The organism is bacterium, assembly GCA_020440705.1.
Taxonomy (GTDB): domain Bacteria; phylum Krumholzibacteriota; class Krumholzibacteriia; order LZORAL124-64-63; family LZORAL124-64-63; genus JAGRNP01.
In genome coordinates this window covers 1-26,585 of record JAGRNP010000050.1, presented here as the reverse complement: position 1 = coordinate 26,585, position 26,585 = coordinate 1, and the positions used below count along the sequence as shown (strand labels likewise).

Below are 26,585 nucleotides of genomic sequence, written 5' to 3'. Positions count from 1 at the left end.
ACGACGAGCGCGAGCAGACGCTGAACCAGCTCCTGGTCGAGATGGACGGCTTCGAGTCCAACGACGGCGTGATCCTGCTGGCGGCCACCAACCGCCCGGACGTGCTCGATCCGGCCCTGCTGCGCCCCGGCCGTTTCGACCGCCAGATCGTGGTCGACATGCCCGACCTCGGCGGGCGCGAGGCCATTCTCAAGGTCCACATGAAGAAGCTGCCGCACATCCACGCGGACGTGTCGGTGAAGAAGATCGCCGCCGGCACGCCCGGCATGGCGGGCGCCGACCTGGAGAACCTGGTCAACGAGGCCGCCCTGCTCGCCGCGCGCAAGAACCACGACGCGGTGACGATGGACGACTTCGAGGACGCCAAGGAGAAGGTCATGATGGGCCCCGAGCGCCGCAGCCGCGTCTTCACGGACAAGGTCAAGCGCGAGACGGCCTACCACGAGGCCGGTCACGCCGTCGTCGCCTACCACTGCGACGAGGCCGATCCGGTGCACAAGGTCACGATCATCCCCCGCGGCCAGGCCCTGGGCGTCACCTTCATGCTGCCCACGGAAGACCAGTACACCCAGGACCAGCAGAAGCTGCTCGACCAGATCTGCGTGGCCCTGGGCGGCCGCGTGGCCGAGGAGATCTTCCTGGGCAAGATCGGCTCGGGCGCCTACTCGGACATCCGCAAGGTCACGAACATCGCGCGGTCCATGGTCACCAGCCTGGGCATGAGCGACCGGATGGGCCCCATCAGCTACGAGGACGGCGGCCGCGAGGTCTTCCTCGGCCGCGACTACGGGCGCCAGACGGCCCACTCCGAGAAGACGATGCAGGAGATCGACGACGAGGTGAAGCGCATCGTCGACGAACAGCTGCAGCGGGCCCGCCGGATCCTCGACACCCACCGCGACAGCGTCGAGGTCGTGACCGCGGCCCTGCTCGAGCGCGAGAGCATCGACGGCGACGAGTTCGTCATGCTGATGAAGGGCGAAGAGCTGCCGGCCCCGGCGATCAAGGTCGACCACAGCCTCGGCAGCGACGCGCCGGACGGCCCCGCTCCGGCAGGACCCACGGCCCCGACCGGCGACGCGCCGGACGGCCCCGAGCCCCCGACCGCCTCCACCGAAGGCGGGGCGGCGGCCCCGGCCGACGACGAGCCGGAGCCGCGGGCGTGAGCCGCGACCGCAGTCCCGACTTCAAGTCCGATCATCCGGAAGGGGGCCCCTGGGCCCCCTTCTTCGCCCCCGGCTGGGAGCTCGCGCCCGGCCGCACCCTGGCGCCCGCCGGCCGCCCCCTGGTCATGGGCATCGTGAACCTCACGCCGGACAGCTTCTACGGCGGCAGCCGCGCCGGCGACGTCGACGCGGCGGTCGACCGGGCCCTGCGCCTCGTGGGCGAGGGGGCCGACATCCTCGATCTCGGCGCCGAGTCGTCGCGGCCGGGCGCCGAACCGGTGGGCGCCGACGAGGAGCAGGCCCGCCTGCTGCCGGTGGTGACGGCCCTGGCGGCGCGCACCGACACGCCCCTGAGCGTCGACACCCTGCGGGCGGACACGGCGCGCGCCGCCCTGGCGGCCGGCGCGACGATCGTGAACGACATCTCGGCGGGGGGCGACCCGGACATGTTCGGCGTCGCCGCCGCCCACCCCTGCGGCCTGGTCCTGATGCACATGCAGGGCACGCCCCGCACCATGCAGCAGAGCCCCCGGTACCGCGACCCGGTGGCCGAGATCACGGGCTACCTCGCGGCGCGGGCCCGCCTCGCCGAGGAGGCCGGCGTGCCGGCGGGCCGGATCGTCGTCGATCCCGGCATCGGCTTCGGCAAGAGCCTCGCCCACAACCTCGACCTGCTGCGCGCCCTGCGCGCGATCACCGGACCGCGGCCCCTGCTCCTGGGCGCGAGCCGCAAGCGCTTCATCGCCGAACTCACCGGCGCCGGCGTGGACGACCGCCTGCCCGGCAGCCTGGCCGCCCTGGTCGCCGCGTGGCACGCCGGCGCGGCGGTGGTGCGGGTGCACGACGTGGCGGCGTCGGTGCAGTTCCTGACGGTGCTGGGGGCGGTGGCGCGCGGAACCGGCGACTGATTCCGATCCGGCAGAACGCGAAGCGGGCCCCCGCCAGGGGGCCCGCTCCGCATGTCCTCCCGCGGCTTCGGGAACGGCGGACTGGAATACGCGGATCAGTAGTCGAGGCTGCCCTCGTAGGCATCGATGTAGTAGGGGGCCACCTTCACGTGGTAGGTCTTGGCCCAGGCGAACATCTCGGCCACGGCGTAGGCGTCGTCGTTCTCGGCGAAGACGAAGCCCTGCTGGTCGAAGCCCACCATCTGGTAGTAGGTGAAGACGCCGTTGGCCATGTCGGCGGTGCCGTCGTAGCTGTAGCGTTTGGTGTCCGAGGCCAGGGCGATGACGCGGCCCGGCGCGTTCAGGGCCGTGCCGAAGGCGCCGATCTGGCAGGCGTCGAAGTTGAAGGCCATCTTCGTGCTCGCCACGCCGGCGAACATGCCGCCGAACCAGGCGTTGCTGATGTAGGTCAGGTCGGACGAGATCATGTTGCCGCGCGAGCCGTGGCCCGAGTAGGTGAAGACGATCTCGTTGCCGGCGATGCTCTGGGCGGCGAGGGTCGCCACCGCGGCCTCGATGGCGGCGCGCGTGGCGGCGCCGTCGATGAGGGTCGTCACGGTGTAGCCCTGGCCCTGCAGGTAGTTGCGCCAGTCGACGGCGTCGTCGTCGCAGTAGTTCAGGTCGTTGGCCGTGCCGTCGTAGTCGGAGATGCCGATGACGAGGGCGTACCTGGCCCCGGCCTTGTCCGGCGCCACGGCCGGCAGACGGAACACGTCGGCCGCAGTGAGCGTGGCGGCGAGCTGCTCGGCCTCGGGCCGGGTGTCGATGAACTCCGGACGCTGGTAGATGCTGCCGTCGAGGTCGCTTGTCGTCGGGGCGGTGGGATTCTCGGTGGAGCAGCCGGCGAGGACGGCGACCAGGATCAGGGCGCCGAACAGAATGGTCTTCTTCGTCATGGATGGGGTCCTTCCTTCAGGCGAGTTCAGGTACAAGCCCGAAAATGCCGCGGGTCTCCCCTCCACACGGTGAACGGCCGCGAGTATGCACCGAGGCGCCGGGCGCGGATAGGGAAATCCGCGCCCGGTGCCCGTTTATTTTCTTAATTCACAGTAAGTTAATGGGATCTAGCGCGGCAGCGTCACGGCCTCCGGCATCTCCACCTCCACCACGCCGTACACCGGCCCGATGAAGGGCGGGTTGGCGAGGTCCTTCACGTCGACCCAGTTGCCGTTGTTGGCGTACATGGCCACATAGTCCTCATCGCCGTTGTTGTTGGGCTCGTTCGGCTCCCACTGGGTGTAGCCCGGCGCGCTGCCGTCGGTGTAGACGAACGTCCCCTCGGTGGCGGCGTCGCTGAGCCCGAGCCAGACGCGGCCGTTGAAGGCGAAGCTGTTCAGGTTGGCCTGCACCCAGGCGTTCTCCGCGGCGTCGGCGATGCGCACCAGGTAGCCGCCCATGACCTCGCGGGCGAAGGCGTCGGCCGTGGTCCAGTCGGTGCTGTTCAGGCGGTAGTAGAGATGGCCGTTGGCCGGGTTCAGCTTCGGCCCGTCGACGACGTACACCGGCGGCGCCGCCGCCACCTCGACCACACCGTACACCGGGCCGATGCCCGGGGGGTTGGCGACGTCGACCACGTCGACCCAGTTGCCGTTGCCCGAGTACATGGCCACGTAGTCCTCGTCGCCGTTGTTGTTGGGCTCCCCCGGCTCCCAATGGGTGTAGGCGGGCGCGCTGCCGTCCATGTAGACGAAGTTGCCCTCGCTGGCGGCGTCGTTGAGGCCGAGCCACACCCGCGCGCTGCCGGAGAAGCTGTTCAGGTTGGCCAGCACCCAGCCGTTCTCGGCGGCGTCGTCGATGCGCACGAGCTGGCCGCCGAAGAAGTGCTCGGCCACGGCGGCCGAGGTGGTCCAGTCGGCGCTGGCGAGGCGGAAGTAGACGTGGCCGTTGGCCGGATTCGTCAGGGGTCCCTGCAGGGCGGCCAGCCCCAGGACGGGCGTCGTGTCCCCCTCCGGCGGCAGGTTGGGGTTGTCGTCGGACCCGCCGCAGCCGGCCAGGGCGGTCAGGGTCAGCAGCAGGGCCGCGGCGGCCTTGCAGACGGGTGAATTCAGGCGAATCATGGCGTCCCTCCAGGGTCCTTGCGGGTCGGGTCCGGGCCGCCGTGGTCCGGCCCGTTTCCCCCGCATGCGCAGAACCGGGCACCGGTGCGCAAACGGACCCCCGGCAGGCCACGGGAGGCCGCGAATCGGCCCGGGAGGGCATTTCCGGACCAAATCGCAAAAATCGAGAAATTCCGTTGCGTATTCGCCGCCCGGCCGCCGCATGTGGGGTCGAAGGTCGGATCCCGGGATTCCCCCGGCCGACCCCACTCCCCTCCCGGAGGCCCGCAATGAAACGCCTGCTGCCCCTTCTCCTGCTCCTGATGCCCCTGGTCCTGGCGGCCTGCGGCTCGGATTCGCCCACCGACGCGCCCACCGTCAACCCGACCGAGTTCGGCAAGGTGCTCGCCACCGGCGGCACCTACGAGGACGTCACGCCGAGCGAGGAGACCGAAGTCCTGAACGAGGAGAACGAGTACGATCCGGCCGACCAGAACGTCTGGCGCTGCCGCACCGAACGCCGCAGCGTGATCGACGCGGCCGACGACTACGCCACTTTCAATCCGAACGCCGAGGTGATCTTCCCGGGCAGCCTGATCCAGGGGAACTCCATCAGCGGCGCCACGCCCGAGCCCATCGTCGTCGAGCGGGCGCCGGGCACCATCTCCATCAACATCATCAACGGTTCGCAGGGCGTGACGGCCCATGTCGACCAGGTCAAGCGCAGCACCATCGCCCAGGCCACCAACGACATCATCGAGGCCAACAGCGGCGTCGTGCCGGCGGCGTTCACCTACACCATGAGCGAGGTGCAGTCGTCCCAGCAGATGGCGCTCAGCATGGGCGTGAACTACAGCACCCTGACCGCGCGCGTGCGGGCCGACATGTCGTTCTCGAGCGACAAGGAGTACAACCGCATGCTGGTGGCCTTCAACCAGTCGTACTACACCATGCGCTACGACCTGCCCACGTCGTACGCCCAGGTCTTCGACCCCTCGGTGACGCCCGCCGACGTGGCCCCCTACGTGGGGCCCGGCAACCCGGCCTGCTACATCTCGAGCGTGACCTACGGCCGGCGCTACTACCTGCTGATCGAGTCGACGAGTTCCCTCACGCAGATGCGCGCCTCGATCTCGGGGTCGTACAACGCCGCGGTGAGCTCCGGCGGCGGCAACTTCAACGGCACCTACGTGACCGACCTGAACGAAGTGAACATCAAGATCGTGGCCATCGGCGGCAACGCCGAGTCGGCCATCGCCGCCTTCAACGGCGACCTGAGCGGCCTGAAGACGTACCTGCAGGACTCGGACATCCGCACCGGCGTGCCCCTGAGCTACGTGGTGCGCAACATGGTCGACAACTCGACGGTGGCCGTGAAGGTCGCCACCGAGTACGACCTGAAGACCTGCGAGATCGTCGGCGCCGGCGTCATGCACGACAGCTTCACGACGGTGAACAGCGTGGCCGGCTGGTCGGGCGACGGCGACTACAAGGACCTCAAGTGGGGCGACACGCCGGCCTTCCGCTACCAGGGCTCGTACATCTGGGCCAAGGACCGGGGCACGGGCGGCACCTGGCTCTTCCGCGCCTCGGACCGCTACCACGGCGACCTCTCGCAGATGTTCGGCGGCACCATGTCCCTGGCCCTGAACGCCGGCTACGGCCCCGACGGCGACCCGCGCGAGAACGGTCCGCGCGCCGACCAGGGCGACGACATCCTCATCTCGGGCGGCACCATGACCCTGGCCTACCGCATCCCGGCCGCGCAGGATCCGGTGGCCGAGAACTTCCGCCTGTACGAGATCGGGCTGGGCGCGGGCGACGGCTGGACCGTGGTCATGAACCCGGACCTCTACGCCCCGGACAGCGAGCGTCCGGCGGCCACCGAGGCGGAGATCCGCAACGTGCTGGCCAACGTGACGGCGATCCGGATCCGCGGCGAGTGGTTCAACGGCTACGACTGGTGCTCCATCGACGAGTTCCACATGGAGTCGCCGCTGGTCCCGGCCGGGCTCGCCCGCTCGTGGCGCAACGACCTGCCCTGGGGCACCGAGATCATGGACTGACCGGTTCGAGTTGCCGGGAGGGCAACGCAGGGACGGGCCGCCGCCTCCGGGGGGCGGCCCGTCCGCCGCCGGGGAAACCTCCGCCGCAGAATCCCGTTGAGACCCGCCCGTCCCGGTGCTAAGTTGCCTGCACCATGTGGGAAAACATCACCAACAGCCCCGTCATCGACGCCCTCGACATCACCATCGTGGCGTACCTGCTGTATCGCCTGATCGTGTTCATCAAGGACACGCGGGTGATCCAGATGTTCGTCGGGCTGGGGATCCTGCTGCTGCTCAGCTTCCTGGCCAGCAGCCTGGGCATGATCGTCGTCGGGCGCATCATCGGCACCCTGCAGACGGTGTGGGTGGTGGCCTTCATCATCATCTTCCAGCCCGAGCTGCGCGCCGCCCTGACCAACCTGGGCCTGCGCCGCGGCGGCCTGTTCGGGGCCACCGCCGAGATTCCCGCCGAGGACGAGATCATCGAGGCCACCCGCCGCATGGCCAAGCGCGGCCTCGGCGCGCTGATCGTCATCGAGCGCGAGGTGCGGCTGAACAACTGGATCAAGAAGGGCGTCAAGCTCGACGCCGACATCACCGCCGCCACCCTCGAGGCCATCTTCACCGTGCCCGGCCCGCTGCACGACGGCGCCGTGGTCGTCAGCCAGGGCAAGATCGCGGCCGCGTCGGTGATCCTTCCCATCACCGAGCGCGAGGAGCTGGGCTACGTGCTGGGCACCCGCCACCGGGCCGCCATCGGCATGAGCGAGCAGAGCGACGCCATCATCATCGTCGTGTCCGAGGAGACCCGCGCCATCTCGGTGGTCGTCGACGGCGAGATCAAGCGCGGCCTCAGCCTCGAGGACCTGCGCACCGAGCTCGAGCGCATCCAGCTGCGCCAGTCGGGCCAGACCAAGCGCAAGGTCCGCCGCAAGTCCCGCGCCGACAAGACGGGCGACGCGGCGGCTTCCTGACCCCTTGCCGCTTTCCTCCGCCCGGCTTTATGCTGGGTTGCACCGGACGGCCCCCCGGCCCGCTCCGGACCCACCCCTGCAAGGAGACGACCATGAAGAAGATCGCCCTGCTGCGCGTCGTGTTCGCCGGCGCCCTGTTCCTCGTGGCCTCGAGTGCCCTGGCCGGCATGGCCATGAAGTCCGAATCCGGCTGGTTCGATTTCGAGAACTGCGCGTTCTGCAAGAATCTCGCGGCCCACGAGGGGCTGCTCGAGCACGCCACGTGGGAGAACCACGCCATCCGGGACGGACTGATGAACATCATGACCATCCCCGCCGAGTACGAAGGCGCCATGGACGAGGTCAACGCCGCCATGGCCAAGCTCGGCGGCGAGATCCAGACCGGCAAGGTCAACCCCATGACCCTGACGATGTGCGGCCACTGCCAGAAGTACGGTATGCTGATGATGACCGGGAAGGTGGACATGGAGACGGTGGAAGGCGACGCCGCCACCGTCACCCTGATGACCTCGGCCGATGAGCACACCGCCGAGGAATTGCGCCAGATGGCCGTGCGCGACACCGAGGAGATGGCGAAGCTGACGGCCCACGCCCACTAGCGGGCCCGCGAACAGAACGGCGGGCGGCGGGGTATCTGCGGAAAGCCCGTCGCCCGCCCGTTCCGGCCGGGTGCGGACGACACGAAGGGAGGGCGCCATGCGTGACGGAATGACGGTGATCAGGACCTACCTGAACATGGCCGAGGCCGAACTGGGGCGCGCCCAGCTCGAGGCCATGGAGATCCCGGCGCTGCTCGTCGCCGACAACTGCGGTGGCATGCGCCCGCACATGGACCTCTCGGGCGGGGTGCACCTGCTCGTGCCGGACCACGAGGCGACCGCCGCGCGGGCCCTGCTCGAGGAAGCGGCCGACGGGCCGGCCACGCCGGCCTGGACCTGCCCCGGCTGCGGCGAGGAGATCGAGGCCGGCTTCGCGGCCTGCTGGCAGTGCGGCTTCGCCCGGAGCTGACCCCTACCAGGTGCGCGCGCGCTGGATGAGGGCCAGGTCGGCCAGCACCAGGGCGGCCATGGCCTCGACGATGGGCACGGCCCGCGGCACCACGCAGGGATCGTGCCGGCCGCGCGCGCTGAGCGTCTCGGTGGCGCCGTCGAAGGACGCCGTCCGCTGCGCCTTGCCGATGGTCGCCGGCGGCTTGAACGCCACCCGGAACACCACGGGCTCCCCGTTCGTGATGCCCCCCTGCACCCCCCCGCTGCGATTGGTCTCGGTGCCGAGCTGCCCGCCGCCCCGGTCGACGAAGGCGTCGTTGTGGGCCGAGCCGCGCAGGGTCGTGCCCGCGAAGCCCGAGCCGATCTCGAAGCCCTTGGTGGCCGGCAGGCTCAGCATGGCGTGGGCCAGCAGGGCCTCGGCCTTGTCGAAGACGGGTTCCCCCCACCCGACGGGAAGTCCGGTGCAGGCGCAGGTGACGACGCCGCCGAGGGAATCCCGCTCGTCGCGGGCGGCGGCGATGGCGTCGATCATGTCGGCGGCGGCGGCCACGTCGGGGCAGCGCACCGGGTTCGCGTCGACCTGGGCCCGGAGCACCGTCGCCGGGTCGAGAGCGGGCGCCGCGATGGCCCCCACGGCCGAGACCCAGGCCGTGATCCCCACGCCGAACTCGTGCCGCAGGAAGGTTTCGGCCACCGCCCCGGCCGCGACGCGGGCCAGGGTCTCGCGGGCCGACGCCCGGCCGCCGCCGCTGGCGCTGCGCACGCCGTACTTCATCTGGTAGGTGTAGTCGGCGTGGCTGGGCCGCGGGATCCGGGCCATCTCCGAGTAGTCGCCGGGCCGCTGGTCGCGGTTGCGCACCACCAGGGCGATGGGCGTGCCGAGGGTCTGGCCCTCCTCGACGCCCGACAGGATCTCGACGCGGTCGTCCTCCTTGCGCGGCGTGGTCAGGTCGCTCTGGCCGGGGCGGCGGCGGTCGAGCTGGGGCTGCAGGTCGCGCGCGGCATCGAGGGGCAGGCGGGGCGGGCAGCCGTCGACGACGGCCCCCACGCCGCCCCCGTGGGACTCGCCGAAGGTGGTGACGCGGAAGAGGCGGCCGAAGGTGCTGGACATGGCGGCTTCGATTCGCTGGGGTCCGGTCGTCGCGGGACGACGTGGCATCCGGACCTCAGGTTAGCACCCCGCCGCGGAATTTCCCAGCAACGGACCGGCGGCGCGGCCCGCCCCTACGGCGCGACGACCACCCAGGGCACGTCCGCGAGGCCGGGCAGGAGGTCGGCCCGCACCCGGAAGCGGAGCCGGTCCGGGCCGTCGGCGGCACCGCCGCCCTCGCCCGCGAAGTCGCCCACCCACACGCCGACCAGGCGATTGGTCGTGAAGTCGTAGACGCTGATGCTGTGCGCCGAGCAGCGCACGCCGGCGGTTTCGCCGGCGTAGGCGCGTGCGGGGAAGAGCTCGGCAAAGAGCGGGCTCCGGGTTCCGTCCGCCCCGGCGGAGCGTGCGGGCAGGAGCGCCGTCATGCCGTCCGCGGCCGGCGCCGTGAAGACGAGGTCGTCGCCGACGCGACGCAGCGCCACGCCGCCGTCACGTCCGACCTCCGCAGCGTCGATGTCGCCGCCGGGCGCGACGCCCGCCCGCCGGTACCGCATCCGCCGCTCCTCGCACGCCGCCGTCAATGCGGCCAGCGGACGCGCGGACGGCCAGCGGCAGGCCCGGCCGATGGCCGCGGCGATGGCGTTCGGATCGCGGCCGGGGCCCGGCCCTTCGGCCAGGGTGCGCTGCAGTTCGAGCACGGCGGGCCAGCCCGCCGCCGCGACGATGGTGTCGCACAGCAGCGCCGCCGCCGGATAGGCCGCGTTCGGACCCCCGGCCGCGCCCTGGAAGCCTCCCCGGGTGAGGATGTCGCCCACGTCGGCGAAGCCCATCTCCGCGTTGGCCCACGCCATGTGCAGGATCACCGCGGGCGACTGCCCCCAGCGCCCGCCGAGCAGCGACGCGAGCCCCTCCTGCAGCGACGGCAGCGGATGCAGCGGCGCGGCCTCGAGGGCGTAGTTCACCAGCAGGTGGGCGGCCTCGTGATAGTGGGGGAAGTGGCTGCTGACGATCATGCCCGCCGCCAGGTCACCCATGCCCTTGGTCGCGTAGCCGGTCAGGTCGGCGACGGTCGCCTCGTCGGCCAGCACGTACGGGATCTTCGCCGCCGCCAGGTGCGCCCGGCGGGATTCGCCCACCCCGAAGCGCTGCAGGGTGGCGTCGACGAAGGTGTCCAGCGAGGCCACGGCCGCCGGCGCCAGCAGCCCGGGGTCGCGGCAGAGGAAGCGGAAGTAGCGCGAGGTGCGGACGGGCCAGCCGCGGGTGGCCGCCCACAGGGCGTTGGCCAGGACCGGACGCCCCTCCTCGAGCACCACGGCGTAGCGATAGGGGGCGGCCGCCGGTTCGGCGATCGGCGCCACGGCCACGAAGGCACAGTCGCCCTGGATCTCCGGGACGCCGCAGGCGAGCGAGTCGACGCCGGCCCGCAGGAGTTCCAGTTGCAGCAGGAGCGGCGAGGCCATGTCCCACGGCACGGGGGCGTCCGGGTAGACGATGGCGAGGCTGCGGCTGGCGGCGAGGTAGGCGGGCGACCACGAGGCGGCGGCCCCGGCGAGGTCGCCCGCGATCACGGCGTCGACGTAGCGTCGGACCAGCGCGCCGGCCGCGTCCGGGTTCGGCGCCGCACCGGTGGCGGCCGACGCGACCGGGGCGGTCACGGCCGCGCACGCCGACACGAGCAACATCGGCCACCATCGTCGGAACAGCCGCATGGACAAAGGGCCTTTCGCCGGGAAGCTTCGGGCAGGGGTGCAGCGAAGGTACCACGACCGGTCGGACGTCGCCACGCCCACCGCGAGCGCCGGCACGAATCCGATGGAGAACTCGGACCGGATCTGTCAGAATTGGGATTCCGCCGGCCCGATCATCCGGATCGTCCGGATCGTCCGGATCCGCCGCACCTGTCGCTGGAGAATCGTATGCGCGACGTGTTCCTCACCTGTGGCCCGCCGGCCGCCGGCTTCGTCCCGGCCGACGCCGCCCGGGCTGTCGGCGGCGACCGACTCGTGGTCCTGGCCCCCGACGCCGGGGACGCCGAGCCTTTCGTCGCCGCCGCCGACGGACGCCCGGTGCTCGTCGTCACGCCCGGAGCGCCGGGCCCGCTCACGCGGCGCGGGTGGCGGCACTGGCACCTGTCGTGGCCCGGATCGGCCTGCGATCTGCTGCGGGATCTCGCCCCCCACCTGCTCGACGGCGCCGTGGCCGAGGACGCCGCCACCGAACTGCGCCAGGAGCGGGCCATGTTCGCGGCCGGGCCGGTCGTGGTCTTCCGCTGGCGCAACGCGGAGAACTGGCCCGTCGAGTATGTCTCCCCCAACGTGGCCGGGGTGTTCGGGCACCCGGCCGAGGCGCTGCTGACCGGCGCCGTCCGCTACGCCGACCTGGTCGATCCGGAGGACCTGCCCCGGGTCGGGGCCGAGGTCCAGGCCGCCGGCGGGACCGCGGTCGCCCACTTCCATCACGAGCCCTACCGGGTGCGCCGCCCCGACGGCCGCACCATCTGGGTCGACGACCACACGATGATCGTCCGCGACGGCGAAGGCGCCATCACCCACTACATGGGCTATGTGGTCGACATCACGGCGCGGGTGGCCGCCGAGGAGAGCCGTCGCAGCCTCGAGCACCAGATGCTGCACGCCCAGAAGCTCGAGAGCCTGGGCATGCTCGCCGGCGGCATCGCCCACGACTTCAACAACCTGCTGGTGGCCATCCTGGGCAACGCCGACCTGGCCCTGCAGGACCTCTCGCCCGTGTCGCCGGCGCGGCAGATGATCGTCGAGATCGAGCTCGCCGCCAAGCGCGCGGCCGACCTCTCGCGCCAGATGCTCGCCTATTCGGGCCGGGGCCGCTTCGTCGTCGAGCCCATCGATGCGGGCGAACTCCTGCAGGAGATGGCGCACCTGCTCGAGGTCTCCATCGCCAAAACGGTGGTCCTGAAGTACGACCTGGCGCCGGACCTGCCCGCCTTCGCCGGCGACGCCACCCAGATCCGCCAGGTGATCATGAACCTGATCACCAACGCCTCGGAAGCCATCGGCGAGGACAGCGGCGTGGTCTCGCTCTGCACCGGGACGATGCGCTGCGACCGGGCCTATCTGGACAGCACGGGCGCCGAGCTGCAGCTGGGCCTGGACGAGCCCCTGCCCGAGGGCGACTACGTCTTCTTCGAGGTGGCCGACACCGGCGCCGGCATGGACGCCGACACCCGGAGCCGCATCTTCGACCCCTTCTTCACCACCAAGTTCACGGGCCGCGGCCTGGGCCTGAGCGCGGTGCTGGGCATCGTGCGCGGCCATCGCGGCGCCATGAAGCTGTACAGCGAGGTGGGCCGGGGCACGACGTTCAAGATCCTCTTTCCGGTGGCGCCGGAGAGCGGTTCGGCCGACGGCCGGTCGGACGGCGCGGAGCCGGCCGTCGAGGCCTGGCGCGGCACGGGGACCATCCTGCTCGCCGACGACGAGAAGACGGTGCAGGTCGTCGCCCGGCGCATGCTGGAGAGCCTGGGCCTGGAGGTGCTGATCGCCGCCGACGGCCGCGAGGCCCTCGACATCTACCGGGAACGCGGGCGGGATATCTCCTGCGTGCTGCTCGACCTGACCATGCCGCGGCTCGACGGCGAGCAGACCTTCCGGGAGCTGCGTCTCCTCGATCCGGACGTGCGCGTGATCCTGACCAGCGGCTACAGCGAGTCCGACGTGACGCCGCGCTTCGTGGGCAAGCGTCTGGCCGGATTCATCCAGAAGCCGTTCACCCTCAAGGCCCTGTCCCGCGTGCTCAGCCAAGCCTGCGACGGCCACGATGTCTTTCCCGCCTGACGCCGCCGTCTTCCGTTGACACCCCGCCGGATCCGGGGTATCATCATGGCGTTCGAGAAACGTTCCCCCCAGGGAGAGACCGATGCGTCCGAACCGCACCGACACGCGATACGCGAGCACCCGATGGTGGCAGTGGCGTCCCTGCGCCCATCGCCCGGATGTCCGCGTTTGCGCGTACGGGAGGTTCGCCGACTAGCTCGAGAAGCTGACCGAAACCGAACCCGACCGTCTCCAGACCCGCCATCCGAGCCGATGGGGGGTTTTTCGTTTGCCCCCCGGGCGCAGGATGGAACGCGACGGAAGACGACGACCGCACAGCGAACGCAACCGAAGGAACAACCCGTGGAGGCCGCGATGATCTCGCCGACCCGCACCGACTACATCGACCGCAGCCGCGACGGGCAGCATGTGCCCGTGCGGGCGACGATTCCCGCCGACCTCGAGACCCCCGTCTCGGTGTACCTGAAACTGCAGGAGTTCATGGGCACCCGCGACGGCGGCAGCGCCTTCCTCTTCGAGAGCGTCGAGCGCGGCGTGCAGATGGGGCGGCACAGCTTCATCGGCCTGTCGGCCGAGACCGACATCCAGCTCACGGACGGCCGGGTCCGGACCCGGCGCGGCGACGCGCCGGCGTCCGAGGCCCCGGTCGATCCGAAGGATCCGCTGGGCCCCGTGCGCGAGGAGCTGGCCGCCCAGCCGGTGGCCCACGATCCCGAGCACGAGCTCCCGCCCCCCTTCGGCGGCGCCGTGGGCTACGTGGGCTTCGACATCGTCAAGTACTTCGAGAACATTCCGCTGCCCGCGGCCACGGCCGACGACCTGCCCGACTACCGCTTCATGTTCCCGCGCACGCTGGTCGTGTTCGACCACGTGAAGAGCGAGATCGAGATCGTGACCCTGCCGCGCGGGGACGACCCGGAGAAGGCCCACGCCCGGGCCTGCAGCGAGATCGAGGGCATCCTGCACGCGCTGGACCAGCCCCTGCCGGCCGGCGCCCGCAGCGAACGCCGCACCGGCGACGCGCGCGGTCGCGGCCCGGCCGACCCCAGCGCCGGCCTCGCCTCGAACTTCACGCGCGAGGAGTTCAGGGACGTCGTGGTCCGGGCCCAGGAGCACATCCTGGCCGGCGACGCCTTCCAGATCGTGCTCTCCCAGCGCCTGAGCGGCGAGACCGTGGTGGCCCCCTTCCAGATCTACCGCGCCCTGCGCATCCTCAATCCCAGCCCGTACCTCTTCTACCTCGACTTCGGCGAGTTCCAGCTCATCGGTTCGTCGCCCGAGATGATGGTGCGGCTCGCCGGCGGCCGCCTGCAGGTGAACCCCATCGCGGGCACGCGCCCGCGCGGCCGGACGGTGGCCGACGACAACGCCCTGGCCGAGGATCTGCTGGCCGACGAGAAGGAGCGCGCCGAGCACGTGATGCTCGTGGATCTCGGGCGCAACGACCTGGGACGCGTGTGCCGGACCGGGACGGTGAAGGTCGACGACTTCATGGCCGTCGAGCGGTACAGCCACGTCATGCACCTGGTGAGTCGCGTCTCGGGCGAACTGGACGCGGGGGTGGACATGTTCGATGCGCTGCGCGCCACCTTCCCGGCCGGCACCGTCTCGGGGGCGCCGAAGATCCGCGCCATGGAGATCATCACCGATCTGGAGGGCGACCGCCGCGGGCACTACGCCGGGGCGGTCGGCTACTTCGGCCAGTCCGGCGACATGGACATGTGCATCACCATCCGCACCCTGCTCATGCGGCAGGGCCGCTTCAGCGTGCAGGCCGGGGCCGGCATCGTGGCCGACTCGGATCCCGCCAGGGAACACCAGGAATCGCTGGACAAGATCCGGGCCCTGACCCGCGCCGTCCGCATCGCCGAGGAGGGGCTGTAGCCATGCATCTGCTGATCGACAACTACGACTCGTTCACCTACAACATCGTTCAGCTGCTGGGCGAACTGGGCGCCGCGATCACGGTCGTGCGCAACGACCACCTGACCGTCGAAGCCGCCCTGTCCCTCGCCCCCGAGTCGCTCATCGTCTCCCCCGGGCCGGGCACGCCGGACGACGCCGGCATCAGCGTCGAGCTGATCCGGGCCTTCGCCGGGCGCGGGCCGATCCTCGGCGTGTGCCTCGGGCACCAGAGCATCGTGCAGGCCTTCGGCGGACGCATCGTGCGGGCCGAGCGGGTGATGCACGGCAAGACGAGCCGGGTGTACCACGACGGGCGCACCATCTACGCCAACGTGTCGAACCCCTTCCAGGCCACGCGCTACCACTCGCTCATCGCGGTGGAGGCCGACCTGCCGGGCGAGCTGACCGTCTCGAGCTACACCTCCGGCGGCGAGATCATGGGCGTGCGCCACCGGGAGCTGCCCATCGAGGGCGTGCAGTTCCACCCCGAGTCGATCCTGACGCCCGAGGGGCGCACCCTGCTGGGCAACTTCCTGCGCCTGTCCGGGAAGGGGGCCGCCCATGTCTGAGCGGGGCAACCGGCCGGGGGCTGACGTCAGCCGCGAGGTGCTGGCGACCCTGATCGCGGGCCGTGACCTCGACGCGGCCACCGCGGAGACGCTGATGAACGCGGTCATGGCCGGCGAGGTGCCGACGGCGCGCCTGGCCGGGATCCTCGTGGCGCTGCGGGCCAAGGGCGAGACCGTGGCCGAGATCTCCGGGCTGGCGCGCGCCATGCGGGACAACGCCGTGGCGGTGCGGCCGGCGCGCACCGACCTGGTCGACACCTGCGGCACCGGCGGCGACGGCACCGGCACCTTCAACATCTCGACGGCGACCGCCCTGGTGGCCGCGGGCATGGGCTGCGGCGTGGCCAAGCACGGCAACCGCGCCGTGAGCTCGGCCTGCGGCAGCGCCGACGTGCTCGAGGAGCTGGGCGTCGACCTGAACCTGGCGCCCGACGCCGTGGCCGACCTGATCGACGCCGTGGGCCTCGGCTTCCTCTTCGCGCCGGGGCTGCATCCGGCCATGAGGCACGCCATGCCCGCGCGCCGCGAGCTGGGCGTGCGCACCGTGTTCAACGTGCTGGGCCCGCTTACCAACCCGGCCGGGGCCCGGCGGCAGCTGCTCGGGGTGTTCGATCCGGAGCTGTGCGCGCCCCTGGCCGAGGTGCTCGGCGCCCTGGGCGCGGAGAAGGCGTTCGTCGTCCACGGCGCCGGGGGACTGGACGAGGTGTCGCTGCTCGGGACCACCCGGGTGGCCGCCCTCGTCGACGGGACCGTGACGACGAGCACGTTCGATCCGCGCGACGTGGGCCTGGCGCCCTGCCGGCCGGGGGACCTGGCCGGCGGCGACGCGGCGCGCAACGCGGCGATCATCCGCGGCATCCTGGCGGGAGAACCCGGACCCGCCGCCGACGTGGTGGCCCTGAACGCGGCCTTCGTGGCGGTGGTCGCCGACAAGGCGTCCGACGTGGCGGGCGGGCTCGCGCTCGCCCGCGCGGCGCTGGCCTCGGGCGCGGCGGCCCGCGTGCTGGAGAACCTGGTCGCCCGCTCGGCGGCCCTCGCCGGAGGTGGCGCATGAGCTTCCTGGCCAAGATCCGTCCGGCGAAGGAAGCCGAAGTGGCGGCCCTGCGCGCGCGCTTCGCCGACCGCCCCCCGCGGCGCCCGGACGACCTGCCCGTGCGCGACTTCCCCGCCGCCCTGCGCGGCGGCGACCGGGTGATCGCCGAGATCAAGCGGCGCTCGCCCAGCCATCCGGCCTTCCGCCAGCCCGCTTCGCCGCGCACCCTGGCCCGCGCCTACCGCCGCAGCGGCGCCGCGGCCCTGAGCATCGTCGTGGACGAGGCGCACTTCGGCACCTCCCTGGCCGACGTGCGGCCCGTCAAGGAAGCGGTCGACCTGCCCGTGCTCGTGAAGGACTTCGTCATCGACGAGGTGCAGCTGCTGGCGGCGTGGGAAGCGGGCGCCGACTGCGCGCTGCTCATCGTGGCCATGCTCGACGGCCCCACGCTCACCCGCCTGGTGCGCTTCGCGGCCGATCTCGGCCTGCACGTGCTGGTCGAGTGCCACGACGAAACCGAGATCGAGGCGGCCGCGGCCGCCGGCGCCGGACTGATCGGCGTGAACAACCGCGACCTGGTGGCCCTGACGACCGACCTCGCCCACGGGGAGGCCCTGCTGCCCCGCGTGCCGTCCGGCGCCATCACCGTCAGCGAAAGCGGCCTGTACCGGCGCGCCGATGTGGTGCGCATGGCGCGGGCCGGCGCGGACGCGTTCCTCATCGGGCATGCCCTGCTGCAGAGCCGGGACCCCGGGCGGAAGGTCGCCGAACTGGCGGGCCGGGTGGCCGAGGACGCCCTGCGCGTGAAGGTGTGCGGCCTGACCTCGGTGGCCGACGCGGTGCTCGCCCACGAGGCCGGCGCCGACCTGCTCGGCCTGATCTTCGTGCCGAGCCCCCGCCGGGTCGAGCTCGCGACGGCGCGCGAGATCCGCCGGGCCCTGCCCGACGCCCGGCTGTGCGGCGTCGTGCGCGACGCGGATCCCGAGGAGCTGGCCGACCTGCTCGGCCGCGTCGACCTCGACCTGCTGCAGCTGCACGGCGACGAAGGCCCGGACACCTGCCGGCGCATCGCGGAGCTGACGGGGCGGCCCCTGATCAAGGTGCTGCCCGCCGACCGCGCCACGCCGGAGCTGGCCGCCCGCTACGACGCGGTGGCGGCCTTCCTGGTCGACCTGCCCAAGGACGGCGACGGCTCCGTCACCGCGGCCGACTGTCGCGCCGCGGCGCGGGCCCTGGCCCGGGCCGGCCACGACGTGTTCCTCGCCGGCGGCCTCGACCCCGACAACGTGGCCGCCGCCGTGCGCGACGCGCGGCCCTTCGGCGTGGACGTGGCCCGCGGCGTGGAGGCGGCGCCCGGCCGCAAGGATCCCGACCGGGTGCGCCGTTTCGTGGCCGCCGCCCGCAACCTGCAGGAGTTGGAGCGATGAACCGCACGGCGATCTTCCCCCCCGGCGGCAAGGGGCGCTTCGGCCCCTACGGCGGCCAGTTCGTGCCCGAGACCCTGATGCCCTGCCTCGAGGAACTCGAGCGCACCTGGGTCGCGGCCCGGGCCGACGCCGCTTTCGCGGCCGAACTCGGCGAACTGCTGGCCGACTACACCGGCCGGCCGACGCCGCTCTACCGCACCCGGCGCTTCGGCGCGGACTGCGGCGGCGGCGTGCGGCTCTACCTCAAGCGCGAGGACCTGAACCACACCGGCGCCCACAAGATCAACAACGTGCTCGGCCAGATCCTGCTCGCGCAGCGCATGGGCAAGCGGCGCATCGTGGCCGAGACCGGCGCCGGCCAGCACGGCGTCGCCACGGCCACGGCCTGCGCCCTGATGGGCCTGGACTGCACCGTGTACATGGGCGAGGTCGACATGGCGCGGCAGGCGCCCAACGTGCGCCGCATGAAGCTCATGGGCGCCGAGGTGCGCGCCGTCACCAGCGGCGCCCGCACCCTCAAGGACGCCTCGAGCGAGGCCATCCGCGACTGGGTGACCAACGTGGCCGACACCCACTACATCATCGGCTCGGTGGTGGGACCGCATCCCTACCCCGCCCTGGTGCGCGACTTCCAGGCCGTGATCGGCAGCGAGGCGCGCGCGCAGGTCCTCGCCCACGAAGGGCGGCTGCCCGACCTGGTCGTGGCCTGCGTGGGCGGCGGCAGCAACGCCATCGGCATCTTCGCCGGCTTCACGGGCGACGAGACGGTGGCCCTGCACGGGGTCGAGGCGGGCGGCTCGGACGCCGGCCACTCGGCTGCCCTCAGCCTGGGCGAGCCGGGCGTGCTGCACGGGGCGTTCTCCTACCTGCTGCAGGACGCCGACGGCCAGGTGATCCCGGCCCACAGCATCGCCGCGGGGCTCGACTACCCCGGCGTCGGCCCCGAGCACAGCCACCTGAAGGACACCGGCCGCGCCCGCTACGGCAGCGTCACCGACGCCGAGGCCCTGCAGGCCTTCCACGACCTGTCGCGACTCGAGGGGATCATCCCGGCCCTCGAGTCGAGCCACGCCCTGGCCTGGGTGCGCAAGCTGCTGGCCGACCCGGCCGAACGCGACCTGCTCGCCGCCCGCGCCGGCGGGGCCGAGCCGGTGATCATCGTCAACCTCTCCGGCCGCGGCGACAAGGACATGGCCGGCGACGGGATCGGAGGCCACGCATGAACGCTCCGGCGACGACCGGCCGCCTCGGCCGCCTGACCACCCGCCTGCGGGCCGACGGCGTGCGGCCCCTGGTGCCCTTCCTGACCGCGGGCTTCCCCGACCGCGCCACCTCGGACGCCCTGCTCGGCGCCGTGGCCGCCGCCGGCTGCCCCCTGGTCGAGCTGGGCATCCCCTTCAGCGATCCGGTGGCCGACGGGCCGGTGATCCAGGCCGCCTCGCAGCGGGCCCTCGAAGCGGGCATGACCCTGGCCGGCGTGTTCGAGCTGGCGGACCGCGCCCGCCGGGCCCACGGCCTCGAGGTGGTGCTCATGGGCTACCTGAACCCGCTGCTGAAGATGGGGCCGGAGGCCTTCGCGGCGCGCTGCGGCGAAGTGGGAGTCGCCGGGGTGATCGTGCCCGACCTGCCGCCGGAGGAGTCGGCCGGCCTGCGCGACCTGCTGGCCGCCCACGACGTGGACCTGGTCGACCTGATCGCGCCCACCACCGACCCCGCCCGGCTCGCCCGCAACGTGGCGCGCGCCCGCGGATTCCTGTATCTCGTGTCCACGACGGGGGTGACCGGCGCCGGCATGGGCGCCGACGACGCCCTGGCCGCCTACGTGGGCCGGGTGCGCCGCGCCACGGAACTGCCGCTGTACGTGGGCTTCGGCATCGGCACGCCGGAGCAGGCCGCCCGCGTGGCCGGCGTCGCCGACGGCGCCATCGTGGGCAGCGCCCTGCTGCGGACCATCGCGGCCGCCACCGAGGCCGGGACGGACGTCGTGTCCGCCGCCGGCGCCTTCCTCGACACCATGGCCGCCGCCGTCGCGACGGCCGCCGGGACCAGCAGAGAGGTCGACCGATGATCATCGTCATGAAGGAGACGGCCACCGTGGCCGAGCTGGGCCGCGTCATCGCGACCCTCGAGGAGCGGGGTTTCCACCCGCGGCCGAACCACGGGGCCCAGCGCACCATCATCGGCATCATGGAGGCCAAGGAGGCCGACCTGTCCGGCGTGGCCGACATGCCCGGCGTCGACCAGGTGGCCCCGGTCGCCAGCAGCTTCAAGATGGTCAGCCGGGACTTCCAGCCCGAGCCCTCGGTGGTGAAGGTCGGCGACCTGGAGATCGGCGGCCAGAGCGAGTTCGTGGTCATGGCCGGGCCGTGCGGCGTGGAGTCGACCGAGCAGCTGCTCGCGACCGCCCGCCACGTGAAGGCCTGCGGCGGCCGCGTGCTGCGCGGCGGCGCCTACAAGCCGCGCACCTCGCCCTACAGCTTCCAGGGCCTGCGCGAGGAGGGCCTGAAGATCCTGGCCCAGGCCCGCGCCGAGACGGGCCTGCCCATCATCACCGAGGTGATCTCGCCCGAACTGGTGCCCCTGGTGGCGGACTACGCCGACATCCTGCAGATCGGCGCGCGCAACATGCAGAACTACGCCCTGCTCGAGGCGGTCGGCCGCACGCGCACGCCCGTCATGCTCAAGCGCGGGCTGATGTCGACCATCGAGGAGATGCTGCTGGCGGCGGAGTACCTCATGAGCGGCGGCAACACGCAGGTGATGCTGTGCGAGCGGGGCATCCGGACCTTCGAGCGCGCCACGCGCAACACCCTCGACCTGTCGGCCGTGCCGGTGATCAAGCGCGTCAGCCACCTGCCGGTGATCATCGACCCGAGCCACGCCGTGGGCCATGTGGACTACGTGCCGGACATGTGCCGGGCCTCGGTGGCCGCCGGCGCCGACGGGATCATCATCGAGACCCATCCCGACCCGGCGGTGGCCCTGAGCGACGGCCAGCAGAGCCTGACCTTCGACGCCTTCGCCGAGCTGATGGACAGCCTGCGTCCCATCGCGGCGGCCATGGGGCGGCCCATGGGGGCCGTGGCTGCGGGCTGACGCAAGTCCCACCGAAATGCTGTTGGATTTCGGACACCCCCTGCGCTGGAACGATTGAGTCCGGGCGGCACGCCCGTCGCCCGGACGATCTTGCCCACACCAGCCTGCTAGGGGGATATCTGTGAAAAAGTTCATCTGGCTCAGCGCCGCGATCATCCTGGTCATCGCCGCCGGTTGCTCCGATCTGGAGCGCAACGACGTGACGGCTCCGCACGCGAGTGCACCTGCCGCCAACGGTCCAGCACTGGACGGTTGGAGATGTTTCGAAGACCCGGCGGCCCTGGCCAAGACCGTCCCGGTTTCCGGGAACATCCAGGTCGGTGTCCTGCTGGTCAACCTCACCGGCACGGCCACCGCGAACGTCCTGGACTCGTCATCGGCCGACTACGTCTCCGGCCGCATGGCGCTGGTCGACGACCTCTATGACGAGATGTCCGACGGCTCGGATACGGTCGAGACCACGATCATCGGCATCTACTCCATCGCCAACGACATCTCCGATCCTTCCGATTCCCTGTGGGCCTGGCGGGCTCACGCCGATGCCGCCGCCGGCGCCGCCGCCATCGCCCCGTACGACGTGCTGATGTACGTGTTCCCGAAGGGCACCGTATGGGAACTCGATGGCTTCGGCGGCACGGCCGGCAACGACATCATCAACATGTTCAAGTGGTGGGATCTGGGTTCGAACTACGCCCACGAACTCGGTCACCTGCGCGGATTCTCGCACTCGGGCCTGGCTTCATCCGGCAGCGAGTACGGCGACTTCTCGTGCTTCATGAGCAGCTCGTGGTTCGGTGGCGAGGGCGGCCAGTGGGTCCCGTTGCGACAGCCCAATGCGGTCTGGAAGGCCGAGGCCGGCTATTTCGACGCGGCCACCGAGATCCGTGAGCTCACGGCACCCGGAACCCACACGGTCTACCTCGTGCCCACGGAGCGCATTCCGGCCGAGGCGCCGACCACTCCCGACGGCTCGGCCTATCGGCTGCTCAAAGTCCACCAGTCGGCGATGCCGACGACGGGCGACGTCGAGTTCTTCTCGTTCCGCCGCTCCGAGGGCGCCTTCGACTCGTCATCCTCGCCCACGTTCGCCCCCCTGATGGACCAGGTCCACGTTCACTCCCAAGACGTTTCCGGTGGCGATTCCTGGCGCCAGGACGAACTTTCCCCGGGTGACACCTACTACGGCGCCGGTTACTCGGTCACTTTCGAGAACTTCGTGGCCGACGCCGGCGGGCCCGAAACCGACAGCATCGTCGAACTCACGGTCGTGATTGACGAATTCCTGCCGCCTTCCGATCTCGATGTCGTGACCGTTACGAGCAACCAGGCCGTGATCGACTGGTCCGCCGTACCCAACGCGGTCCAGTACACGGTCGGTCGCGACAACGTGCCCGTCGCGGTGATCGACGGAAGCGGTCCCCTGGAGTATGTCGACACCAACGTGGTGGCGGGAGCCACCTACGACTACCAGGTCTTCGCGACCAATGCCGACAGCGTGGACTCCGACTGGAGCGACCCCCTGACGGTGGTCATGGACTGCGCCGACGGCTTCGGCATCGCCATCGCCCCGGCCGCGCGGATCCGCTCGACGATCATCAAGAAGCCGGGTGCGACCGCCGAGACCTGGACCGTGACGATCGACTCGGACGACAGCCCGTCCTGCGGATCCCGGACTTTCACGATATCCGGGAGTTCGAACAGCCTTTACGACGTCGCGCCGAACCCCGCGTCGGTGACCATCCCCGCCGGCGGAAGCACGACCGTGGACGTCAAGCTCGCCTTCTGGCAGGCGGCCGGCGAAGGGATCTACCCGTTCACCGTGACGGTCGACGATGCGGATCCCGGCATCGCCGACCAGGATGTCGCGGGGAACCTGATCATCGACCTGACGGCTCCCTCGGTGCCGAACGGGCTGGCGTCGACCATGAAGAAGTTCAACAAGGTCAAGGTGATCTGGAATCCCTCGTCGGACCCGCTGTCCGGCGTGGCGAGCTACGAGATCAAGCGGGACGGCAGCATCGTCGGCGGTTCCACGACGAACTACTTCGTCGACACGGTCGACGCGATGCAGTCGCACACCTACGCGGTCCGGGCCATCGATGCGGCCGGCCACGTTTCTGGTTGGAGTGCCTTGCACACCTACATTCCGGGAATCCAGTAGGGTTTCCCCCCTTGGCGCCGAGCCTGCCAGGCCGGCGCCGGGGCGACCGAAAGCGGCCACCCGTCCGTGCCGGCGGGTGGCCGCTGTGCGCATGTGGCCCGGATCCTCCCAAACCCGGGCCACGCCCGGCCGCCTGCAAGGACGGCACCGAACGGGGCGTCCGACCTTAACCTCGCCGACATCAAACCCTTACAATCCAGACACTTCACCACCATCCGGACCGATGTCCCACGCTTGTCCCACCAGGCGCCTCGATTCGCTCCGTGTCCCGATCTTCCCGGGACATGCGCCCGGACCCGGCCCAGGGCCCGCGGGCGCGCCGGAACCGGGCCCGGTGTAATAAGTTTGTATTCTTCGCTCCGGATTCGTAAAATTCCGGCCATTGTGCCGCATGGGCGGCACCAGTCCCCCGGTCCGCAGGTCGGTTTCGGGGATTCTTCCGACCAAGCCGAGCCGAGGTGTGCCATGGCCGCAGGCGAGCCCGTCCTGTTCGACCGCAACGAGAACCGTTTCGGACCCGCACCCGCCTGTCTGGAGGTGCTGCGCAAGGCCGACACCGAACTCCTCTTCAACTACACGCGCGCCTTCCGGCGCGGCGCCTACAGCGATCTGTCGCTGCGGCTGGCCGCCATGCACGGCGTGGACGAACACCGCATCATCCTCGGCTACGGTTGCGAGGACATTCTCAAGGAGGCGGTCCACCACTTCGTGGCCCCCGACGAGGCGGTGCTGATCCCCTCGGCGAGCTGGTGGTACTACACGGCCATCGCGGACGAGGTCGGCGGCATCACGGTCCAGTATCCGCTGATCGAGGAAGAGACCACCTACCGCGTCGACGTCGACGCGCTGATCGCCCAGCGGGAGCGCCACGCCCCCGCGCTGGTGCTGATCGCCTCGCCCAACAACCCGACGGGCAACCGGATGCCCCGCGCCGACCTGATCCGCGTGCTCGAGGCCTACCGCGACACGCCCGTCGTGCTCGACCAGGCCTACTTCGGCCTCGATCCCGACGAGGCCGACGACTACGCCGAGCTCGTCGCCCGCTTCCCCCGTCTGGTCATCCTGCGCACCTTCAGCAAGCTCTTCGCCCTGGCGGGCGTCCGCATCGGCTACGGCATCACCGGCACGGGGCTCGCCGACTTCGAGCGCTTCTGCGCCCGCAACCTGGGCTACAACCGCATCAGCGAGCGCCTGGCCCTCGCGGCCCTGGACAGCCCGGACTACTACCGGGACATCGCCCGGCGCATGGCGGCCGACCGCGAGCGCTTCTACGAGTTCTTCCGCGCCCTGCCCGGTTGCCGCATCTACGATTCGGCGGCGAACTTCGTCCTCGTGCGCATGCCCGAGCACGTGTGCCCCGGCCTGAAGGCGGTGCTGGACGAAGCCGGCCTGGTGATCAAGTTCTTCACCGAGCCGGCCTTCCTGGGCTTCGCGCGCATCAGCCTGGGCACGACCGAGGAGAACGCCCGCCTGCTCGCGGCCATCGAAACGGCCTGGCCGGCGGCGGCGGCCCGCGTGGCGGCATCCGGCGACGTGGCGTGACCGGAAGCGATCACAGCGAGGGGCTCCTGGCGGGCTACCGCGCCACCCTGAAGGCGGTCGAGGTCGAGGAGATCCTCGACCTCTTCCTCTACCGGCCCCTGGCCTACGGGCTGGTGCGGATCGTCCTGCCCACCCGCATCACGCCGGACCAGATCACCTTCATCAGCCTGCTGCTCGGCCTCGCGGCCGGGGTGGGCTACGCCACCGGCACCGTCGAGGGCCTGCGCTGGGGCGCCCTGCTCCTCTTCCTGACCAACACCGTCGACTGCGCCGACGGCATGCTCGCCCGGCTGCGCGGCGGCGGCTCCCTCACCGGCTACGTCTTCGACGGCCTCGTCGACTACACCACCAACACCGCGGTGCTCGTGGGCATGCTCGTCGGGCTGGGCGCGACCGGCACCCCCCCGGCCTTCATCTGGCTCGTGGGCGTGCCCGGCGGCCTGAGCTACGCCTGGTGGAGCGCCATGGTCGACCGCTTCCGCAACGAGTGGCTGGGACGCGTCTACGGCAAGCGCTCCGACCCGGCGGCCGAGGTCGCCGCCATGGAGGCCACGCTGGCCACCTACCCGCCGGGCACCCATCGCTGGGACCGCATCCTCGTCGGGGCCTACGGACTCTACGCGCGGCTGTGGTACTCGGCCCCCGGGACCGTCGCCCACCGGGCCCTCGCCGACGTGCCGCTCGCCGAGTGGCAGCAGGCCCGCCGGCCCGTCATGCGCACCGCGGTGCTCTTCGGCCCCACCTTCCACCTCTCGCTGATGATGCTCGCCGGCGCCCTCGACCAGGTCGCCGCCTACCTGTGGTTCAGCCTGGTGGTGGGCACGGGCTGGGGCGGCGCGGTGCTGCTGTGGCGGCGCGTCGTCGACCGGCGGCTCCTGGGCCGTCTGCCGGAAGGAGCGAGCCATTAGAGCCGTGCTGCTGGCCGCGGGGCGGTCGACCCGCCTGCGCCCCCTCACCGACCACTGCCCCAAGTGCCTGCTCGACCTCGGCGGCGAGACCATCCTCGGCCGCGCCCTGCGCCAGCTGCGCGCCCGCGGCGTCCGGAAGCTGACCCTGGTCGACGGTTTCGAGGGCGACCGGATCCGCGCCGCCGTCGCCGCCGGCAGCCCCGATCTGGACGTGACGTGGATCCGCAACGTCGACTACGCCACCACCAACAACGCCTTCTCCCTGCGCCTGGCCCTGGCGGCCCATCCGGCCGAGGAGATCCTCCTGCTGGACAGCGACATCGCCTGCGAGGACGCGGTCCTCGACGCCGTGCTCGACTACGCGGCGCCCAACCGGCTCGGCCTGCGCACGCGCGGGGACATCGGCGCCGAGGAGATGAAGGTGGGGCTGGACGGATCGGGCCGGGTGATCCGGCTCTCGAAGGAGATCCCGCCGGCCGAGGCCGCGGGCGAGTCGGTGGGCCTGGAGGTCTTCGCCCCCGACTTCGTGGCCGCACTGCGGACGGTGCTCGACCGGCGCCTCGACAACGAAGGCCGCGTGAACGAGTACTATGAGGAGGCCTTCACCGAGCTGGCCGTCGCGGGCCACGTGATCGCTCCCATCGACCTCGGCCACCTGCGCTGCCTCGAGATCGACACGCCGGCGGACCTCGCCGCCGCCCGTCGGGAGTTCGGCGGGCCGTGATCGAGGCCCTGGGCATCGGCTTCGTGGCCGGCTGGGTCGGGTCCATGCCCGTGGCCGGCGCGGTGTCGCTGCTGGTGGTGCGCCGGGCCCTGGCCGGACGCCGGCGGGCCGCCCTGCTGCTCGCCGCCGGCGCCGCCCTGGCCGAGGGCCTGTGG

22 protein-coding genes are annotated in these 26,585 nt (G+C 71.5%); 18 read left to right on the top strand and 4 right to left on the bottom strand.

All coding sequences use genetic code 11. The features are described 5' to 3' along the window. Both KDM41_09375 and folP read left to right on the top strand, forming a co-directional pair. On the top strand, positions 1 to 1,166 hold a 1,166-nt coding region (locus KDM41_09375; GenBank protein MCB1183635.1), incomplete at its 5' end, for an AAA family ATPase. A gap of 125 nt (positions 1,167 to 1,291) precedes the next feature. After that, positions 1,292 to 2,074, top strand: coding sequence for a dihydropteroate synthase (gene folP / locus KDM41_09370; protein MCB1183634.1), 783 nt, complete (start codon positions 1,292 to 1,294; stop codon positions 2,072 to 2,074). Between the two features lie 95 nt (positions 2,075 to 2,169). On the opposite strand, the gene KDM41_09365 is transcribed toward folP, so the two are convergent. Both KDM41_09365 and KDM41_09360 read right to left on the bottom strand, forming a co-directional pair. Continuing rightward, entirely contained in the window at positions 2,170 to 3,009 is an 840-nt protein-coding gene (locus KDM41_09365) for a caspase family protein (protein ID MCB1183633.1), read from the bottom strand. 168 nt (positions 3,010 to 3,177) lie between these two features. Beyond that, the gene (locus KDM41_09360) at positions 3,178 to 4,170 is read right to left on the bottom strand and encodes a C-type lectin domain-containing protein (protein ID MCB1183632.1); all 993 of its coding nucleotides are present in this window, start codon (positions 4,168 to 4,170) and stop codon (positions 3,178 to 3,180) included. Positions 4,171 to 4,439: 269 nt separating this feature from the next. Between KDM41_09360 and KDM41_09355 the strand changes: the two genes are divergently transcribed. The 4 genes from KDM41_09355 (at position 4,440) to KDM41_09340 (ending at position 8,179) form a co-directional block, all read left to right on the top strand. Next, entirely contained in the window at positions 4,440 to 6,215 is a 1,776-nt protein-coding gene (locus KDM41_09355; GenBank protein MCB1183631.1) for a thiol-activated cytolysin family protein, read from the top strand. A 134-nt stretch (positions 6,216 to 6,349) separates the two neighbouring features. Continuing rightward, entirely contained in the window at positions 6,350 to 7,171 is an 822-nt protein-coding gene (gene cdaA, locus KDM41_09350; protein MCB1183630.1) for a diadenylate cyclase CdaA, read from the top strand. A 92-nt stretch (positions 7,172 to 7,263) separates the two neighbouring features. Next, on the top strand, positions 7,264 to 7,770 hold the full coding sequence (locus KDM41_09345) for a hypothetical protein (GenBank protein MCB1183629.1): 507 nt from the start codon (positions 7,264 to 7,266) through the stop codon (positions 7,768 to 7,770). Positions 7,771 to 7,867: 97 nt separating this feature from the next. Beyond that, on the top strand, positions 7,868 to 8,179 hold the full coding sequence (locus KDM41_09340) for a hypothetical protein (protein ID MCB1183628.1): 312 nt from the start codon (positions 7,868 to 7,870) through the stop codon (positions 8,177 to 8,179). A gap of 3 nt (positions 8,180 to 8,182) precedes the next feature. Here KDM41_09340 and aroC read toward each other — a convergent pair whose 3' ends face one another. Further along, a complete protein-coding gene (gene aroC, locus KDM41_09335) occupies positions 8,183 to 9,271 on the bottom strand; it encodes a chorismate synthase (protein ID MCB1183627.1) in 1,089 nt (362 codons plus the stop codon). 113 nt (positions 9,272 to 9,384) lie between these two features. Next, positions 9,385 to 10,935 (bottom strand): hypothetical protein, encoded by a 1,551-nt coding sequence (locus tag KDM41_09330; protein MCB1183626.1) that lies wholly within the window; start codon positions 10,933 to 10,935, stop codon positions 9,385 to 9,387. Positions 10,936 to 11,169: 234 nt separating this feature from the next. Here KDM41_09330 and KDM41_09325 point away from each other — a divergent pair, with 234 nt between their 5' ends. From KDM41_09325 to KDM41_09270, 12 genes are all read left to right on the top strand, one after another. After that, positions 11,170 to 13,065 (top strand): response regulator, encoded by a 1,896-nt coding sequence (locus KDM41_09325; GenBank protein ID MCB1183625.1) that lies wholly within the window; start codon positions 11,170 to 11,172, stop codon positions 13,063 to 13,065. A gap of 354 nt (positions 13,066 to 13,419) precedes the next feature. Next, positions 13,420 to 14,949 (top strand): anthranilate synthase component I, encoded by a 1,530-nt coding sequence (gene trpE / locus KDM41_09320; protein MCB1183624.1) that lies wholly within the window; start codon positions 13,420 to 13,422, stop codon positions 14,947 to 14,949. A 2-nt stretch (positions 14,950 to 14,951) separates the two neighbouring features. After that, entirely contained in the window at positions 14,952 to 15,539 is a 588-nt protein-coding gene (locus tag KDM41_09315) for an aminodeoxychorismate/anthranilate synthase component II (GenBank protein MCB1183623.1), read from the top strand. After that, positions 15,532 to 16,593, top strand: coding sequence for an anthranilate phosphoribosyltransferase (trpD, locus tag KDM41_09310; protein ID MCB1183622.1), 1,062 nt, complete (start codon positions 15,532 to 15,534; stop codon positions 16,591 to 16,593). The genes KDM41_09315 and trpD overlap by 8 nt, the downstream gene beginning before the upstream one ends. Beyond that, the gene (locus KDM41_09305; protein ID MCB1183621.1) at positions 16,590 to 17,999 is read left to right on the top strand and encodes a hypothetical protein; all 1,410 of its coding nucleotides are present in this window, start codon (positions 16,590 to 16,592) and stop codon (positions 17,997 to 17,999) included. Before trpD ends, KDM41_09305 begins: the two co-directional genes overlap by 4 nt. Continuing rightward, positions 17,996 to 19,222: a tryptophan synthase subunit beta gene (trpB, locus tag KDM41_09300; GenBank protein ID MCB1183620.1), complete on the top strand. Its 1,227-nt coding sequence runs from the start codon at positions 17,996 to 17,998 to the stop codon at positions 19,220 to 19,222. The genes KDM41_09305 and trpB overlap by 4 nt, the downstream gene beginning before the upstream one ends. After that, positions 19,219 to 20,067, top strand: coding sequence for a tryptophan synthase subunit alpha (gene trpA / locus KDM41_09295; GenBank protein ID MCB1183619.1), 849 nt, complete (start codon positions 19,219 to 19,221; stop codon positions 20,065 to 20,067). Before trpB ends, trpA begins: the two co-directional genes overlap by 4 nt. Then, positions 20,064 to 21,095, top strand: coding sequence for a 3-deoxy-7-phosphoheptulonate synthase (gene aroF / locus KDM41_09290; GenBank protein ID MCB1183618.1), 1,032 nt, complete (start codon positions 20,064 to 20,066; stop codon positions 21,093 to 21,095). Before trpA ends, aroF begins: the two co-directional genes overlap by 4 nt. 121 nt (positions 21,096 to 21,216) lie before the next feature. After that, positions 21,217 to 23,256 (top strand): fibronectin type III domain-containing protein, encoded by a 2,040-nt coding sequence (locus KDM41_09285; protein MCB1183617.1) that lies wholly within the window; start codon positions 21,217 to 21,219, stop codon positions 23,254 to 23,256. 465 nt (positions 23,257 to 23,721) lie between these two features. After that, complete coding sequence (locus KDM41_09280) at positions 23,722 to 24,798, top strand: aminotransferase class I/II-fold pyridoxal phosphate-dependent enzyme (GenBank protein MCB1183616.1); 1,077 nt, start codon at positions 23,722 to 23,724, stop codon at positions 24,796 to 24,798. Beyond that, complete coding sequence (locus KDM41_09275; GenBank protein MCB1183615.1) at positions 24,795 to 25,706, top strand: CDP-alcohol phosphatidyltransferase family protein; 912 nt, start codon at positions 24,795 to 24,797, stop codon at positions 25,704 to 25,706. The genes KDM41_09280 and KDM41_09275 overlap by 4 nt, the downstream gene beginning before the upstream one ends. A 4-nt stretch (positions 25,707 to 25,710) precedes the next feature. Then, positions 25,711 to 26,430 (top strand): phosphocholine cytidylyltransferase family protein, encoded by a 720-nt coding sequence (locus KDM41_09270; GenBank protein MCB1183614.1) that lies wholly within the window; start codon positions 25,711 to 25,713, stop codon positions 26,428 to 26,430. Positions 26,431 to 26,585 lie beyond the last annotated feature (155 nt).